The following is a 15,909-nucleotide window of genomic DNA, read 5'->3' on the forward strand; positions in this document are numbered from 1 at the left end:
AATTTCGGCGATCGAACACCGCGGGGCGTCGCGTCGGGGATCGGCTGGCCGTGCGGGACGATCGATTGCCGCAGCCGGTCGGCCGGCGGGTTCGCCAGCGCGTCGTGAAACGCGGATGGCACGGGGCCCCGCCGGATTGACGTCCGGCCGGACGCACAGCGGCACGCTCGCATCGAGCCGCGACGGCGCGATACGGCCGAACTATCCGACGCGATACATCGGCACCACGTTGCTGCCGCCCGTTTCCTGGTCCGACGCGAGCGGATCGCGCGCCTGTTCGAGCAGCCAGTTGGTCAGCACCGCGATATCGAACTCGTTGCATGCATCCGGGTTCTGCACCAGCACGTAGCTGCCCGATGCGACCGTACAGTGCGGAAACAGCTCGACGAGCCTGCCTTGCTTCAGCAGCCCGTCGACCAGCGGCCGCCGCCCGATCGCGATGCCGTGCCCGTCGACCGCGGCCTGCACCAGCTGGTCGTACTGGCTGAAATGCAGCGCCCCGGCGGGCCGCAGGCGCGGCACGCCCAGTTCCTTCAGCAGATGGCTCCATCCGTGCCACGGCCACTCGCCGCGCGGATCGTCGAGATGCAGCAGCACGTGCTTGTCGAGGTCGGCCGGCTTCATCGCCGCCGCGTCGCCCGCCGCCGGCATCAGGCTCGGGCTGCAGACCGCCACGACACGCTCGCGAAACAGCACGTCCGTCTCGTCCGTCGACGTATACGGCCCTGCATATCGCACAGCCAGGTGCAAACGTTTGCGTTTAAGATCTTCAATTTCGCTCGTTGCCGACACGCGTACGTCGATGTCGGGATAGCTTGCGCGGAACGAACCGAGGCGCGGAATCAGCCACAGCGCCGCGAACGAAACGGTGGTCGACAACGAGATCGAACGCTGGCCGACACTCGACGACAGCTTGCCGATCACCGATTCCAGGTCGGACAACGCGAACGAGATCGCGTCGTATAGCTCCCGCCCCTTGTCGGTCAGCGTCAGCGAACGAATGTGCCGATGAAAGAGCTCGATCCGGAGCTGCTCCTCGAGCGCCTTGACCTGCCGACTCACGGCGGATTGCGTGACGTTCAGTTCCTGCCCGGCACGCGTAAAGCTCAAATGACGCGCCGCGCATTCGAAGCCTCTCAGGAAATCCAGCGAAGGCATACTTCTCAATCGCTTTGCCAATCTCACATTAGCCATACCGCCGCCTCAAAGTTGCACCCACCGACAGGCAAATCGCCGCTCGTCTCCCTGAATCGTTTCTCCTATTTGGATTCGGGAACGATTTTATATTGAAGCTTGGATGCGGATCATTCTTATTTTCAATCGTGACATTCGTATTTATCTATCTTTTTTCATCGACCCGATATTATTACATCAGCATTATGAAGTAGTGATTTTGTAAATAAGCGCACACCCGGAACGACGCGAAGAACGATCGACAACGGCATGCAAGAACAGGACATTTCAGGCACAAACCCGCGCTCCACCAGCCACCTTGATGCCAGAGCAGAGCCGCACCCCGATTCCTACAATACAATTTCATTCACCAAACATTTTTATTATCTTCCCGGATTACGAAAAGAATACGCATCTCAACATACATGCGGAATACTATTTAAATATTCAATTTCATGTTTATTAAAATATACTAAACGCATGAAATTGAATTGCACCATGCAATTCCCGGAAATTGATGAACCAATTATGTCCGGAAATGCATATTGCGCCGACCGGACACGGCAACCCGCATACGTCGCGCCACCACACCGTACGGAATCGGTTCCTCCCTTTACCGGACGGAACGCGTGTCGCTATACGCCGTCCACCCCGCTGTCAGCCATCCGATTCGTCCGCGCGGTCACTTCGCGGCGATAGCGGTTCAACTCCTGCGCGGTCGCGAACGTGCGCTCGAACAGGATCGACAGGTTGTGCAGGATCCGCTCGACAACCTTCTTTTCCCACTCGCCGTCGAACCGGATCTGCTCGTCGAGCCAGCGCTCGAGCCATTCCGGATCGGGCAGGCGCGACTGCACCGTGTCGCGCGGGAACAGCGCCTGGTTCACGTGCAGGTTGGTCGGGTGCAGCGGCTTCTCGGTGCGGCGCGCCGACGCCATCAGCACGCCGATCTTCGCGAACGCGGCACGCGCAACGTCGCCGCAGTTGTTCAGCGCCTTCTTCATGTAGCGCAGGTACGCGCCGCCGTGGCGTGCTTCATCGCGCGAGATCGTTTCGTAGATGTGCTTGATGACCGGCTCGGTATGCCAGTCCGCCGCGCAGCGGTACCAGTGGTTCAGGCGGATCTCGCCGCAGAAGTGCAGCATCAGCGTCTCGAGCGGCGGCGCCGGATCGAATTCGAAGCGCACCGCGTGTAGTTCCTCTTCGGTCGGCACCCTCTCCGGCCGGAAGCGGCGCAGGTATTCCATCAGCACGAGCGAATGCTTCTGCTCCTCGAAGAACCACACGCTCATGAACGCGGAAAAGTCGCTGTCGTGCCGGTTGTCGCGCAGGAACATTTCCGTCGCGGGCAGCGCCGACCATTCGGTGATCGCGTTCATCCTGATCGTCTCGGCCTGCTCGTCGGTGAGCAGCGAAGCGTCGAACGTGTCCCACGGAATGTCCTTCTCCATGTCCCAGCGCACCGCTTCCAGCGACCTGAAAAGTTCCGGATAGAGCATCGTCGTCACCGTCGTCGAAAAGCGTTCGGGCGCCGCACCGGCCAGCACCGTCGCGCTCATGCCGATTGCGTGGATGCCGGCGCCGCCGCGTCGGCGTCGGGCACGCGGTCGTCTGCGTCGTCTTCCACCGTGCGCGGCGACAGCCTGCCGCGCAGCAGCGCGTAATAGAACTGCCGGTACGTGCGGTGGTAGTAGCGGATGCGCGGCCCGATCGCGCCATGCAGATCGTGCAGCCGCTCGATCGGCAGGTTCGGCATCATGTGGTGCTCGACGTGATAGTTGTTGCCGTTCGTGAACCACGTCATGAACGCATTGCTCTCGATCGTCCGCGTGTTGCGGAACGGATCGGTGCTCGTCAGGTCGCAGCGGTAGTGCTCGGGCATCTCGACCAGCGCATGCACGGGCGCGGCCACGAACACGAGCGGCACGACCCACACCCACACGACGAACCACGTGTGCAGCGCGAACGACACGCCGGCCAGCAGCGCAATCGCCGCGACCATCAGCAGGTGATCGCGGCGGATCGCGCGCGACACGAGCGGATTGTCGCCGAAGCGTGCGCCCGGCACGACGAGTTTCGCGACGTTCTTCGCGAACTGGATATAGTGCGCGGCCATCGACAGCCGCCACGCCCACAGGCCGAGACTGACGACGGGGCTCGCGCCGTACTGGTCCCCGTAGTCGAAGAACTCCTTGTTCCCGGGCGTGCCGAGCAGCCGGTGATGGCGCAGGTGGCTGTCCTGGTACGCATGGAACGACACGAGCATCGGCATGCCGAGCAGCACGCCGAACACCATGTTGAGCCGCTTGCTCCTGAATCCCTGGTAATGCAGCGCCTGGTGCTGCAGTTCGACACCGTGCGCGTACATCGCGCCGATCAGCAGGATGCCGACAATCTTCAGGACCACATACGTCGACAGCGCGAACAGCATGCCGTGCGCGATGAGTGCGACGTAGACCGCCAGCTTCAGCGAGAAGACGACGCCGCTCGGGCGGCTCTTCAGGTCTGCAACCGGCTTCGGGCGGGCGACAAGCGATGAGGTGACGGACAAGACGCTCTCCTTGAGCCGGACCTTGCCCGGCACGATGACGCGGCGACGCTGGCGCGCTGCCGGGTTGCAATTCTTCTGTGAGTCGATGCTTCGGACAAACGAATTTTCCGAACGCATTGCATGACGCCCGCGCATGAGCGCCCCACATAGTGAACAAGACGACCGGTCGAATACGTACCGACCATTCACCTCGCACGTGCTCACGCGTATCGCCACGCCGAGTGGATGCGTGCTGCTCATGCATAGCCTGCAAATATTCCGTTTGTCGCGCCATGACGATCCGGCAAGAATCCCCCTCACTCGACGAACGGCGCCGCCGGCACCGTGGCCCGAGCGGCCGTGTTCCTCAAGGGGAGAATCCTCGTGACGAAGTACGCATCCACCATTCATCGCCTGATCGAATCGCTCGAGGACGTCGCCGGCGCCATGCATCGCATGACGTTCGTCGACGACGCCGGCAACGAGGCGAGCATCACGTACCGGCGCTTCGCGGAAGAAGTGTTTCGCCAGTCCGGCGCGCTGCGCGAACTCGATGTGCGCGAGAACGACATGGTGATGCTGGCATTGCCCGCGTCGATCGAGCACGCGGCCGCGATGATGGCCTGCGTGATGACGGGCGCACTGCCCTGCACCGTGCCGGTTCCCGCGCGCCGCGCCACTGCCGGGCGGCAGGTGATCGACGTCGCATGCGAGCTGTACCGGCCGCGCCTCGTCATCGCCGCGGATGCCCGGTCCGCCGCATGGCGCGACGACGCGTTTCCCGCCTCGTCCACGCGCGTCGTCGATCTCGAGACGCTGTCGATGGCTGCGGACGCCGGCGCACGCGCGCTGATCAGTGCGAAGCACGGCAGCGATCCGCATCATGTCCAGCTCACGTCGGGCTCGACGTCGCACCCGAAGGCGGCGGTGCTCAGCCACGAGAACGTGATCTCGAACGTGCTCGGCATCGGCGGGTCGGTGCGTTTCGACCTCGCGGCCGGCGACGGTACCGCGTCATGGCTGCCGCTCTATCACGACATGGGGCTGCTCACGCTGCTGTCGAACATGCATTACCGCGCGCCGCTGCTGATGATGCAGCCGAACAGCTTCATCCGGAATCCGCTCGGCTGGTTGAAGCGCATCGCGTCGGCGCGCGCGACGACGACGTCGGTGCCGACCTTCGCGCTGCGCTACTGCGTGCGCCGTTTCAACGCCGCCGCGATGGAGGGCGTCGACCTTTCCGCGTGCCGCAACATCTTCATCGGCGGCGAACGCGTGGACGACGCGACGCTGCGCGACTTCGCCGCGACGTTCGCACCGTACGGTCTCGCGGCCTCGGCGCTGCAGCCGTGCTACGGGATGGCCGAATCGACGCTCGCGGTGTCGATGCATCGCGCGTGGCACGAAGGCACGGTCGATGGCGCGCCGTACGTGATCGCCGACACGCTCGACCGGCGCGCGCTGATCGAGCGCCGCGACGCGCAACCGGCCGCCGCGAACGACGGCGCCGACACCGACACCGAAACCGTGCTGGCGATGGGCACGCCGATCGACGGCATGGCGTTCCGGATCCTCGACGACGGCGACCATGCGCTGCCGAACCGCGCCGTCGGTGAAGTCGCGATCCGCGGCACGTCGGTGATGCTCGGCTACCTGAATCCCGAAGACGGTTCGATCGCCGCGCCGCTGACGGCCGACGGCTGGTTCCGCACCGGCGACATCGGCTACGTCGCCGACGGCCAGCTGCATATCCTCGGGCGCAAGAAGGAAGTCATCATCATTCGCGGCAGCAACTACTTTCCGCACGAAATCGAGGAAGCGCTTGCGTCGCATCGCACGCTGCGCAAGAGCACCTGCATCGCGTTCGGCCTGCCCGACCCGGAGACCGGCACCGAACGGCTGGTCGTCGCGATCGAGGCGCGGCCCGTCGATGCGACGCCGCAGACGCGCGCCGAGTGCCAGCAACTGCTCGCATCCCGGATCGGCTTCGCCGCGCAGGACCTGTGCTTCGTCGAACCCGGCTCGCTGCCGCGCACGACGAGCGGCAAGCTGCAGCGACTGAAGTGCCGCGACCTCTATGCGAACGGCGCGCTGTCCGTCATCCACGCGGCGGCCGCCGCCGAAGCCGGCCAGGGAGCGTACGCATGACGACCGCCACGCTCACCCCGGTGCTCGAATTGCGCGACGTCACCCGCATGTACGAGGGCGCGGGCCGCGTCGTCGCGGTGCGCGGCGCGACGATCTCGATCGGCCAGCACGACGTCGTCGCGCTCGTCGGCCCGTCGGGCAGCGGCAAGAGCACGCTGCTCAACCTGGCCGGTTTTCTCGACGTGCCGAGCAGCGGCGAACGCTGGCTCGAAGGCCACCGGATCGACGACGCGCCGGACACGCTCGAACGGATCCGCCGCGAGCGCATCGGCTTCGTGTTCCAGCAGTTCAACCTGATACCGGTGATGTCCGCGCTCGAGAACGTCGAACTCGGCTGCTTCGCGTGGGGCACGCCGCGCACGCGCCGCGAACGCGCCCGCGCGATGCTCGACGCGGTGGGGCTCGCCGCGCGCGAACGCCACCGCCCCGGCGAGCTGTCCGGCGGCGAGCAGCAGCGGGTCGCGCTGGCCCGCGCGCTCGCCAAGGAGCCGGCGATCGTGATCGCGGACGAGCCGACCGCCAGCCTCGACAGCACCAACGCGCGGGCGGTGGCCGAGCTGATCCTCGACACCAACCGCACGCTGGGCACCGCCTTTCTGATTGCGTCGCACGACGATCGTCTGTGCGCGCACCTGCCGCGCCGCATCGAGATGCGCGACGGCGTACCGGGAGTGAATCGTGAACTGGTCGACGTTTGCGTGGCGTAACCTCTGGCGCAACAAGCGCCGCACCGTGCTCACGATGGCGATGATCGGCGTTGCCGCATTCGCGTCGAGCCTCGCGCTCGGCTACGTGATCGCGACCTTCGACGCGGTGCGCGAAGGGTCGATCGACAGCGGCGTCGGCCATGTGCAGGTGCTGCACCACGGCTATCTCGACCTGATCGGCGAGCGGCCGCTGCAGTACGGGCTGAGCGCCGACGAGCAGGCCGCCGCAGCGCACGCGATCGCGGCGCTGCCCGGCGTCGCGACCACCGCGCGCGGCATCGACTTCGACGGGCTGATCTCGAACGGCGACCTGAGCGACGGCTTCGTCGGCGAAGGCATCGAGCCGAACCGCGAGCCGCCCGGCTTCTTCGACTATCACACGGTGCTGTCGGGCCGTTACCTGTCGCCGACGAATGCCGGCACCGAAGTCGTCGTCGGCGCCGAACTCGCGCACAAGCTCGGCGTGCACGTCGGCTCGGTCGTGCAGCTGATGGCGTCGACCGCGCACGGCGGCATCAACGCGACCGACGCGCAGATCGTCGGCGTGATGAGCACGGGCAACAAGGACGTCGACGAGCGGATCGTCAACGTGACGTTCACGGCCGCGCAGGCGCTGCTGCGCACCGACCGCGCGTCGCGTATCGCGGTGTTCCTGTCGGACACGGCGCACACGCCGGCCGCCGCCGCGACGCTGCGCGCCGCGCTGCCGACGCTCGACGTGAAGACCTGGGACCAGCTCGTGTCGCTCTATCACCAGGTCGTCGCGCTGTACAAGAACCAGTTCTCGGTGTTCGGCGCGATTCTCTGCCTGACCATCCTGCTGTCGATGAGCAACTGGATCCTGATGAGCATCGTCGAGCGCCGTCGCGAGATCTCGACCCTGCGTGCGCTCGGCGTGCCGGCTGCAACGGTGCGCGGCGTGCTGATCCAGGAGACCGCCTTCCTCGGCCTGCTCGGCGCGGCCGCCGGCATCGCGGTGGCGCTGCTGACGATGGTCGCGCTCAATCACGCGCAGATCCACCTGCCGCCGCCGCCGGGCCGCGTGAAGCCGATCCTGCTCGAATTCACGGTCTCGCCGGCCGCCGTGGCCGCCGTCGAAGGCGCGTTCGTCGCGCTCGGGGTGGCCGCCGCGCTGCTCGCGACGCTCGGGCTCGCCAAACGCAACATCCTCGAAGGACTCGCCCCATGATTCGCATTCGCCACCTGGCCGCCGCGCTCGTCGCGTGCGCGCCGCTCGTTCATGCCGCCGACACGCCGACGGCCCAGGCCATGCTCGCCCGCGCGGACGCGTACCGCAGCACGGCCGCCGATACGCAGACGAACATCCAGATCACGAACGAAGTCGGCGGACAGTCCGGCGACGCGACGCGCTATCTCGTCTATACGCGCGGCAACGGCGACACGCTCGCGCTGACGCGCAGCGGCGAGAACGACGGCCAGAAATACCTCGCGACCACGCGCGGCCACTGGTTCTACGTGCCGAACACACGCAGCGCGGTCCGCATCAACGGGATGCAACGGCTGCAGGGCGAGGTCGTGATCAGCGACATCACGCGCACGCACTGGGCGGACAGCTATCGCGCATCGGCCGCGGCCGGCGCGACGACGATCGCCGGCAAGCCGGCCACCGAGCTCGACCTGACCGCGACCGATCCCGACAACGTCTACCCGACGATCAAGCTGTGGGTCACGCCCGACACCGACGTGCCGGTGCGCGCGCAGTTCTTCCTCGCCAGCGGCCTGCTGTTCCGCAGCGCCGACTTCTCCGCGCCGGTCGACGCGAACGGGCGCAAGGTGATCCGCAAGATCACGTATCGCAACGAGATCGAAAAGCAGCGCGCAAGCGTCGTCGACATCCTCGACGGCCAGCCGCGCAAGATTCCGTCGGGCTGGTTCAATCCCGACACGCTTGCCGATGGCCAGTGACCACGACGCCCATGTCGACGCCCATCGTGACCGCCTCCGCCCATCGCCCGGCCGACTCTGGCCCGCCGTCGCGCTCGCCGTCCCGCTTGCGCTCGGCTGCCCGCCCGCGCACGGAGCATCGCTGATGGAACAGTTGAGCACGCTGAACGGCATCGCGTACGCACGCTCGGTCGACAGCATGGACGGCCACGCGCTGCTCGGCAGCCTGATCGGCGACGAACCGCGCAACCAGCAGGAAGCCGGGCTGCTCGCGCGCATCGACGGCGAGAACCTGTTCATGAACGCGCGCGCCGTCGCCAGCACCCATTCGCTCGGCGCGCAGGCCACCCGCTTCAACGAGGCCGGCGTGCGCTACGCGTTCGACAACGGCATCACGCTCACCGCCGGCAAGCGGATCGATCCGCTCGACACGTCGCAGGCGTTCTTTCCGCTCGGCTTCTTCCAGAAGCGCGCCGCGACGGCCGACATCTACGACCGCTACGGCGATGTCGAAGGCACGCCGCTCGTCGAGGCGAAATGGGCCGGCGAGCAGACCACGCTGCAGTTCATCGCCGGCGAAAACCGCACGCTGCGCAACGACGTCGACAACCGCGACGTGCAGGGCGCGACGCAGCTCGTGCGCGGTGCATACAACTGGGCCGGCGGCTCCGCGGCGTTGCTCGCCGGCCGTCACGCGGGCCGCGGCGGCACGGGCGCGACGCTGTCGTTCGACGTCGCGCGCTCGAACACCGTCTATGCGAGCGCGTGGCTTGAACGCGGGACGACACGGCCGCTGCCGGCCTTCATCGCGAACGGCACGCCGCTCGATTCGCCGGCCGCCTACGACGCGGTCGATCGCCGCAATGACCGCCAGGTCATGTGGCGCAGCGCGGTCGGCATGCAGAGCGCGCTGCCCGGCAACCTGTCGCTGATCGTCGAGTGGTCGCACGACGAGGCGCGTTACGACGCGAGCCAGTGGCGCCAGATGGTCGGCGCGGTGCGCGCGAACAACGCGCTGCTGCCCGTCGCGCCCGGCGCGGCGCTGTCCGGGCTCGGCGGCACGGCCGATTTCGTGAGCGTCGACGGCAACCTGCGCGACTACCTGTTCGCGCGGCTCGGCAAGAAGATCGGCCGCGTCGAGTACTCGCTGCGCGGGGTCTATTCGCCGCAGGACAAGGGCCTGCTCGCCATCGCGCAAGTCGTCGCCGACGTGAACCGGCGCGTGAGCGTCGATGTCGCGGTCACCCGTGCGTTTTCCGACAGCCACTCCGAGTACCGGATGGTCGGTCTCGGCACCCGTATCGACGCCGCCGTGCGCGTGCGCTTCTGACAGGAACCCTGCCCCATGTCCACGCTTTCCATCCCCGCTTCGTCCGCCGGCCCGCTCGCGACCCCGCCGCTGCCGCGCGTGGCCGACCAGGCCGCCTATCCGGTGCTGCGCCACTTCGACATGATCGCGTCGCTCGGCACGCCGCCGCGCGCGGCGGCCCGGCTCGTCGAGGCGGCCGCCGTGCGGCTGCTCGACAGCGAAATGGTGATCGCGCTGCACGCCGCCACGCCAGACGTGCTGCCCGATTCGTCCGCGTCGACGCCGCTGCGGCACGACGAGGCGCCGCTCACCGAAGCGCTGCTCGACCAGATCGGCCGCGAAGGCTTCCATCACCTGTTCAAGCCGTTCATGCGCGCCTTCATCCGCATCATGTTCGGGCTGTTCTTCTCCGACGACCAGAACCGTCGCGCGTGCGACTGCATCGACAGCGGCCATAACTTCGCGTTCCTGATGAGCGACGGCGGCGGTCCGACGCTCGCCGCATGGCGCACGGTCGTGCGCAGCGACGACAACGGCCTCGCGCTCACCGTCGACAAGGTATGGGGCATCGAGGCGCATCGCGACTGCATGGCGGTCGTCGCCGCGCGGTTGCCGGGCGTGATGTTCCCGGCCGCCTACCTCGTGTGGCCCGACGAATACCGGAAGCTCACGCGCACGACCTGCGGCGCACCGTTCCTCGCGGGCAACCTGCAGCTCGCGAACGTCGGCGGCCAGGTGCGCGTGAGTGCCGAAGATCGCCTGCGGATCGGCGGCCCGACCGTGTTCAACAAGTACCTGACCGTCGTGCGCCCCTACTTCGTCCGCGCGTTGATGGCGCATGTCGGCTGGCTCGAACGCACCGGCCGCGTCGAACTCGACGCCGACGCGCGCGCCGTGCACCGGTTCATCGCGGACGCCGCACGCAGCCAGACCGACGACGCGCACTACAGCTTCGGCAAGGTACAGCGCGTGCTCGCGATCAAGCTGCTGTCGAACGAGTTCCTGACGGCGCTCGTGCGCGACGGCAGGGTCGCCGCTTTCGATGACCAGCGCGACCTGCTGGCGTTTTCGAAGATGGAAGGCAGTTCGTACCGTTGTTATCACGAGCTTCGCAAGAGCCTGCGCTGCGAAGCCGGCAGTTGACCCACGCGACAGGCCGATCGATCCCGATCAACCCACTTCATTATCAGGAGCTCCTCTCATGACGACCCAGAACGTTCCGGCCGACGCGCTCGACATCCTGTCCCGCGAAGTCGCGAAGATCCTCAACGTCGAAACCGTCGATACCGACGCCGGCATCGGCGAGCTCGGCATCGATTCGCTGAACATCGTCGAGCTGATCGTGTTCTGCGAACAGCTCTACGGTTCGATCGACCCGGAAGCACTGAACATCACGCAGTACACGACGCTGCAGCAGCTCGACGCGCAACTGCGCCGCCAGCAGCACGCCGCCTGATCCGACGATGCTGGCGCCCCTTGCGACCGTGGCGGCACCCGCCGCCCAGCCGGCCCCGGCGACCGCGCTGACCGTGCAGGCACTCGCGTACCGGCGCGTCGCGCCGTCGCGCGACGGCGCGGCCGTGCCGCTCGACGACACGGCCCGCGCGATCGGCCTGCTCGCGTGCGCCGAACGCGAGCGGCTGTGCGGCGCGGTCGGCGCGGACGACTACGTGGTCAGCTCGACGATCCTGTCGATGCTGCTGATGAACGATTCGCCGCCGCATCGCGTGTTCGCCCAGGCACTCGCCGGCGCGAACGACTACACGCCCGACTGGATGACCTGCTCGTACGAATGCGCGGGCTGGGGCTACGTGCTGCGCCGCACGCTCGCGACCGCAGCCGAGACCGGGCCGCGCACGCTGCTGCTGCAGATCGTCGACATCGACGTGCACGGTTTTACGTACTGGCACGGCAACCCCGCATGGGGACGCTCGGGCTTCGGCGTGTGCACGCTGCTCGTCGACATCGGCCGCGAAGCGTCGCCGTCGGCGCCGTCGGTGCTGGCCGATGCCGCACCGCCGGCCAACGCGGTCGTGCGGCTGGGCCGCGACATCCGCACCTTCTGCGCGGCCCGCCCCGGCTTGCAGGCGGCGCTGCCGTTCTTTCCGGCGACGTCGCGCCGCGCGCTGCTCGCGTCCGTCGGCAAGACGCCGTTGCTGCCGGACGGCCACGGGCTGTTCGGTCATGCGTTCGGCAGCGATCCGTGGCTGTCGGTGCTGCTCGCGCATCGCGACGGCGACACGCCGCGCCGCGCGGCCGTCTGCTCGCTCGCGCTGAACGGCTATTACGCGGTCGCCGACGTCGCGTTCGCGCCGGACGCGACGTTCTCTCTCGACGACGAGGCGTGACATGGTGCGACCCGTTCACTTCACCTACCGGATCGAGCGCGATGCGCGGCAGCCGGTTGCGGTCGCCGCGAGCGCGTACCGGATGCCGCTCGAGACGCCGGCCGACTATGCGCGCGCCGCGCTCGCGGAATGCGCCGGCGACCTCTACGACGCGGGCGATGCGCCCGGTGGCGAGCGCCGCGTGCTCCTCGACCACGTCCAGTACTTCGCGTTCCTCGCGGAAGTCACCGCGCGCATCCGCGATGCCGTGCATCCGGACGCACGCGTGTTCATCGAAGTCTGCGCACCGTACTTCGGTGCGCTACCCGCCGAACTGCTCGCGCCGCACGTGCTGCTCGGCGTGCACCTGTACGACGAAGCATTACGCGATGCCGCGCGCGGCGCACCGGTCGTGTGGATCGGCGACCGGATCCTGCGCGATGCGGAGTTCGCCGGCGACAACCGCGTGTGCTGCGCGATCTGGCCCGCGCGGCTCGCCGACGTCTTCGACGCGCAGTTGCGCGGCCCGTGGCCGTCGTATGCGATCCGCCTCGACCCGCACCCTGCCATGCCGCGCGGCGCCGTCACGACGCTTACCGATTCCGCCCATGATTCCGGCGCCGCCGCGCGGCCGGGGAGACCTTGAAATGACTGACACGCTCACCGTTATGCAGGACACGGCCGACATCCGCTGGTCGATGCCCGTCGACGCACTGATGTCGAACGATTACGCGCTGCGCGAAGAGGCGCTGAACCGGCTGTACGAAAAGGCGAAGGCCGCGCAGTGGGACGTCGCGACCGACGTCGACTGGAGTCACGACCTCGATCCGGCGAATCCGCTGGGCATGCCCGACCCGACGCTGCTGATCTACGGCACGGAGCTGTGGGGCAAGCTGTCCGACGCCGACAAGCGCGAGGTGCGCCATCACGCGCAGGGCTGGCTGCTGTCGCAGATCCTGCATGGCGAGCAGGCCGCGCTGATCTGCGCGTCGAAGCTCGCGTCGGCCGAGAACGGCCTGAGCGCGCGGCTGTGCGCTGCCGCGCAGATGATGGACGAAGCGCGCCACGTCGAGGCGTACGCGAAGCTCGTCAACGAGAAGCTCGACGTCAGCTATCCGATGAGCCGCTCGCTGAAGGGGCTGCTGCACGACACGATCACGAGCAGCGCGCTCGACATGACGAACCTCGGGATGCAGGTGCTCGTCGAGGGGATCGCGCTGTCGATCTTCCAGAGCGTGGTCGCGTACAGCACCGATCCGTTCATCAAGGACCTGTTCGTGCGGATCCAGCGCGACGAATCGCGCCACTTCGCGGTCGGCCGGATCACGCTGTGCCGCGTGTATGCGGAGATGAGCGCGGTCGAGCTGCGCGAACGCGAGGAGTTCGTCTGCGAAGGCGCGGCCGTGCTGTACGAGCATCTGTGCGCGGACGACATCTGGGAACCGATGGGGCTGTCGAAACGCGAATGCAGCGCGATGGTGCGCGAGTCGCCGGTGTCCAGCTCGATCCGCCGCTCGATCTTCCGGCGCCTGGTGCCGACGATCCGCGAGATGGGCCTGCTCACGCCGACCGTGCAGGCGACCTTCGAAAAACTCGATGTCCTCGACTACGCGGCGATGCCGCTCAACTGAACCATGACGACGAACGCCTCCCAAGCATCCCGCGACGCCGGCTTCTGGATCGGCATCGACGCGGCGGCCTACGAGCTGCCGGGCCTGCCCGTCGATATCGAGGCCTGGGCCGCCGAGCGCGACTACCCGGCGCAGCGGGCCGCGGCGATCGCACACTCGGGCAGCCGCTATTTCCACATGGCGCTCGACACGAGCGAGACCGATCTCGCGATCGCGGCGTCCGGCCGCCTGCTCGACACCGCGCGCGTGCATCCGTCCGACATCGGCGCGATCGTGCACGTGCACACGCAGCAGTTCAGCGTGCCGCCCGCGCCGCGCAGCCTGCCGCACGAGCTGGCCGCCGAGCTCGGCATCGAGCCGCTGTGGCTCGGCTCGGTCGCGCAGCTGAACTGCGTGTCGGTCGCGGCCGGCATCGAGACGGTGCGCGCGCTGATGCGCCGCCATCCGCAGCTCGACGCGGCGCTCGTCGTGTCGTCCGACCGCGTGTACGGCGAGGACTACCGGATGCGGCAGATGACCGGCGTGCAGTGCGACGGCGCGGCCGCGATGCTGATCGCGCGCAACAGCACGAAGAACCGGCTCGGCGGCATCGCGATCGAGACGCATGCGAAATGGCATCGCGGCTCGGATACCGTCGCCGCGAACGAGGCCGACCTGATCATGATGGAGTGGCCGTACACGCGCAAGGCGATCGACGCGGCGGTCGCGCTCGAGCCGCACGCGCTCGACGCGTACGAACTCGTGCTGCCGCACAACGCCGACCTGCCCGGCTGGAATGCGCTGTGCCGCGCGATGCGCGTGCCGGCCGAGCGGCTCTATGCGGAAAACATCCATGCGCGCGGCCATGCGTGCTGTTCGGATTTCCCGATCAACCTGGCCGACGTCGGCCTCGACGCGGTCGCGCGCGGGCAGCGCGTGCTCGGCGTGATGCAGTCCAACTGCGGCGCGTACGCGGCCGCGACGCTCCATCCGGTGGGCCGCCATGACGCCTGAGCGCCCGCTTCCGCCCGCCGGCGACCACGCGTGGATCGCCGACCTGCGCACGCCGTGCTACGTGTACGAGCCGGAAGTCGCGATCGCGCGCTACCGGTCGCTGAAGGCGCGGCTCGGCACGCGGCTGATCGTGTCGCTGAAGGCGAACCCGAACCAGGACATGCTCGCCCGCTGCGCGCATGCGTACGAGGACGGCGTCGAACTCGCGAGCCGTGGCGAACTCGACGCGGTGATCGGCCGGATCAAGACGCCGCGCTACCTGAACAACCCGTCGATGGACGAGATGTTCATGCGCGCCGGGCTCGCGTCGCGCTGTCATTTCGTGCTCGACAACCCGGACGCGGTCGCCCGCTTCGTGCCGCTCGCGCGCGAGGCGGCGGCCGGCGGCAGCGCGCCGGGCCCGGTCCTGCTGCGCGTGAACGCCGGCGCGCTGGCCGGCGACGATGCGCGCCCGCTGTGGCACGACCACTTCGGGATGACGCCGAACGAGGCGCACGGCGCGGTGCGCACGCTCGCCGCCGCCGGCCTGGCCGTGGCCGGGCTGCACGTGTTCTCCGGCCCGCATTCGTTCATCCGCCAGGACGCGACGCAGCCCGACACGCTCGTGCTGCCCGAACGGCTCGCGGCGCTGGCCCGCGACCTCGCGCCCGCCAACGGCGCCCCGCTTGCGTCGCTGAGCCTCGGCGGCGGCTTTGCCGACGACCACCCGGGCGACGCCGCGTTCGAACGCTATGCCGCCGCGCTCGCCCCGCTGGCCGGCCAGTACTCGCTCGCGCACGAATCCGGCCGCGCGATCTTCGCGGATGCGGGTGTGTTCGCGACGCGCGTCGTCGCGGTCAAGACGTGGCAGGACCGCACGATCGCGGTCTGCGACGGCGGGCTGTCGCATGCGTTCCTGCTTGCGCAGACCGAATCGGTGATGCGCCGGCTGGCCGCGCCGTCGCTCGTGCGCCGCACGGCAGCGCCGCCGGTGCGCGGCGTGCCGACGATCTATGTCGGCAGCACCTGCAGCCGCGCGGACGTGATCGGCCGCGACGACACGGGCGCACCGCCGCAGGCCGGCGACATCGCCGTGTTCGCGCGCTGCGGCGCGTATCACCGCACGTACTCGATGGCGCATTTCCTGTCCCACGACGCCGCGCACGTGTACGTGCGGCCCGCCTAGACCAACCCGACCGAGGAACCG

The 15,909-nt window shown here is 68.0% G+C and carries 15 protein-coding genes; 12 read left to right on the top strand and 3 right to left on the bottom strand.

Going from position 1 to position 15,909, the window contains the following annotated elements; genetic code table 11:
* Positions 1-201: 201 nt before the first annotated feature.
* The 3 genes from LGN17_RS20265 to LGN17_RS20275 all read right to left on the bottom strand — a co-directional run bounded on the left by LGN17_RS20265 (position 202) and on the right by LGN17_RS20275 (position 3,676).
* Positions 202-1,194 (bottom strand): LysR substrate-binding domain-containing protein, encoded by a 993-nt coding sequence (locus LGN17_RS20265; protein ID WP_319000842.1) that lies wholly within the window; start codon positions 1,192-1,194, stop codon positions 202-204.
* Between the two features lie 614 nt (positions 1,195-1,808).
* On the bottom strand, positions 1,809-2,672 hold the full coding sequence (locus LGN17_RS20270) for a ferritin-like domain-containing protein (protein WP_226198483.1): 864 nt from the start codon (positions 2,670-2,672) through the stop codon (positions 1,809-1,811).
* Between the two features lie 56 nt (positions 2,673-2,728).
* Positions 2,729-3,676 (bottom strand): fatty acid desaturase, encoded by a 948-nt coding sequence (locus LGN17_RS20275; protein WP_319000844.1) that lies wholly within the window; start codon positions 3,674-3,676, stop codon positions 2,729-2,731.
* A gap of 411 nt (positions 3,677-4,087) precedes the next feature.
* Between LGN17_RS20275 and LGN17_RS20280 the strand changes: the two genes are divergently transcribed.
* From LGN17_RS20280 to LGN17_RS20335, 12 genes are read left to right on the top strand one after another with little or no spacing between them, the layout of a single operon-like run.
* The gene (locus LGN17_RS20280) at positions 4,088-5,851 is read left to right on the top strand and encodes a fatty acyl-AMP ligase (RefSeq protein WP_226198353.1); all 1,764 of its coding nucleotides are present in this window, start codon (positions 4,088-4,090) and stop codon (positions 5,849-5,851) included.
* Entirely contained in the window at positions 5,848-6,558 is a 711-nt protein-coding gene (locus tag LGN17_RS20285) for an ABC transporter ATP-binding protein (protein ID WP_226198354.1), read from the top strand. Before LGN17_RS20280 ends, LGN17_RS20285 begins: the two co-directional genes overlap by 4 nt.
* Positions 6,530-7,747, top strand: coding sequence for an ABC transporter permease (locus LGN17_RS20290; protein WP_226198355.1), 1,218 nt, complete (start codon positions 6,530-6,532; stop codon positions 7,745-7,747). The genes LGN17_RS20285 and LGN17_RS20290 overlap by 29 nt, the downstream gene beginning before the upstream one ends.
* Complete coding sequence (locus tag LGN17_RS20295) at positions 7,744-8,484, top strand: outer membrane lipoprotein-sorting protein (protein ID WP_226198356.1); 741 nt, start codon at positions 7,744-7,746, stop codon at positions 8,482-8,484. Before LGN17_RS20290 ends, LGN17_RS20295 begins: the two co-directional genes overlap by 4 nt.
* Entirely contained in the window at positions 8,474-9,793 is a 1,320-nt protein-coding gene (locus LGN17_RS20300) for a hypothetical protein (RefSeq protein WP_226198357.1), read from the top strand. Before LGN17_RS20295 ends, LGN17_RS20300 begins: the two co-directional genes overlap by 11 nt.
* 15 nt (positions 9,794-9,808) lie before the next feature.
* Positions 9,809-10,915 (top strand): hypothetical protein, encoded by a 1,107-nt coding sequence (locus LGN17_RS20305; RefSeq protein WP_226198358.1) that lies wholly within the window; start codon positions 9,809-9,811, stop codon positions 10,913-10,915.
* A gap of 58 nt (positions 10,916-10,973) precedes the next feature.
* Positions 10,974-11,228 (top strand): acyl carrier protein, encoded by a 255-nt coding sequence (locus LGN17_RS20310; protein ID WP_011350104.1) that lies wholly within the window; start codon positions 10,974-10,976, stop codon positions 11,226-11,228.
* Positions 11,229-11,235: 7 nt separating this feature from the next.
* On the top strand, positions 11,236-12,120 hold the full coding sequence (locus tag LGN17_RS20315; RefSeq protein WP_226198359.1) for a hypothetical protein: 885 nt from the start codon (positions 11,236-11,238) through the stop codon (positions 12,118-12,120).
* Between the two features lies 1 nt (position 12,121).
* Positions 12,122-12,745 carry a hypothetical protein gene (locus LGN17_RS20320; protein WP_226198360.1) on the top strand — a complete coding sequence of 208 codons (624 nt, stop codon included), beginning with the start codon at positions 12,122-12,124 and terminating at the stop codon, positions 12,743-12,745.
* Between the two features lies 1 nt (position 12,746).
* Positions 12,747-13,730: a ferritin-like domain-containing protein gene (locus LGN17_RS20325; protein ID WP_069249716.1), complete on the top strand. Its 984-nt coding sequence runs from the start codon at positions 12,747-12,749 to the stop codon at positions 13,728-13,730.
* Between the two features lie 3 nt (positions 13,731-13,733).
* Positions 13,734-14,723 carry a 3-oxoacyl-ACP synthase gene (locus tag LGN17_RS20330; RefSeq protein WP_226198361.1) on the top strand — a complete coding sequence of 330 codons (990 nt, stop codon included), beginning with the start codon at positions 13,734-13,736 and terminating at the stop codon, positions 14,721-14,723.
* Positions 14,713-15,888: a PLP-dependent decarboxylase gene (locus LGN17_RS20335; protein ID WP_226198362.1), complete on the top strand. Its 1,176-nt coding sequence runs from the start codon at positions 14,713-14,715 to the stop codon at positions 15,886-15,888. The genes LGN17_RS20330 and LGN17_RS20335 overlap by 11 nt, the downstream gene beginning before the upstream one ends.
* Positions 15,889-15,909: the final 21 nt, after the last annotated feature.

The sequence above is a fragment of the Burkholderia sp. AU30280 genome (assembly GCF_020420125.1).
Classification (GTDB): Bacteria; Pseudomonadota; Gammaproteobacteria; order Burkholderiales; family Burkholderiaceae; genus Burkholderia.

What these genes read in the sequence shown, in the direction of transcription:
- LGN17_RS20265 (WP_319000842.1), bottom strand. Translation starts at nt 1,194, where the DNA reads ATGGCTAATGTGAGATTGGCAAAGCGATTGAGAAGTATGCCTTCGCTG.
- LGN17_RS20285 (WP_226198354.1), top strand. Translation starts at nt 5,848, where the DNA reads ATGACGACCGCCACGCTCACCCCGGTGCTCGAATTGCGCGACGTCACC.
- LGN17_RS20335 (WP_226198362.1), top strand. Translation starts at nt 14,713, where the DNA reads ATGACGCCTGAGCGCCCGCTTCCGCCCGCCGGCGACCACGCGTGGATC.
- LGN17_RS20310 (WP_011350104.1), top strand. Translation starts at nt 10,974, where the DNA reads ATGACGACCCAGAACGTTCCGGCCGACGCGCTCGACATCCTGTCCCGC.
- LGN17_RS20325 (WP_069249716.1), top strand. Translation starts at nt 12,747, where the DNA reads ATGACTGACACGCTCACCGTTATGCAGGACACGGCCGACATCCGCTGG.
- LGN17_RS20320 (WP_226198360.1), top strand. Translation starts at nt 12,122, where the DNA reads ATGGTGCGACCCGTTCACTTCACCTACCGGATCGAGCGCGATGCGCGG.
- LGN17_RS20300 (WP_226198357.1), top strand. Translation starts at nt 8,474, where the DNA reads ATGGCCAGTGACCACGACGCCCATGTCGACGCCCATCGTGACCGCCTC.
- LGN17_RS20270 (WP_226198483.1), bottom strand. Translation starts at nt 2,672, where the DNA reads ATGCTCTATCCGGAACTTTTCAGGTCGCTGGAAGCGGTGCGCTGGGAC.
- LGN17_RS20295 (WP_226198356.1), top strand. Translation starts at nt 7,744, where the DNA reads ATGATTCGCATTCGCCACCTGGCCGCCGCGCTCGTCGCGTGCGCGCCG.
- LGN17_RS20315 (WP_226198359.1), top strand. Translation starts at nt 11,236, where the DNA reads ATGCTGGCGCCCCTTGCGACCGTGGCGGCACCCGCCGCCCAGCCGGCC.
- LGN17_RS20305 (WP_226198358.1), top strand. Translation starts at nt 9,809, where the DNA reads ATGTCCACGCTTTCCATCCCCGCTTCGTCCGCCGGCCCGCTCGCGACC.
- LGN17_RS20330 (WP_226198361.1), top strand. Translation starts at nt 13,734, where the DNA reads ATGACGACGAACGCCTCCCAAGCATCCCGCGACGCCGGCTTCTGGATC.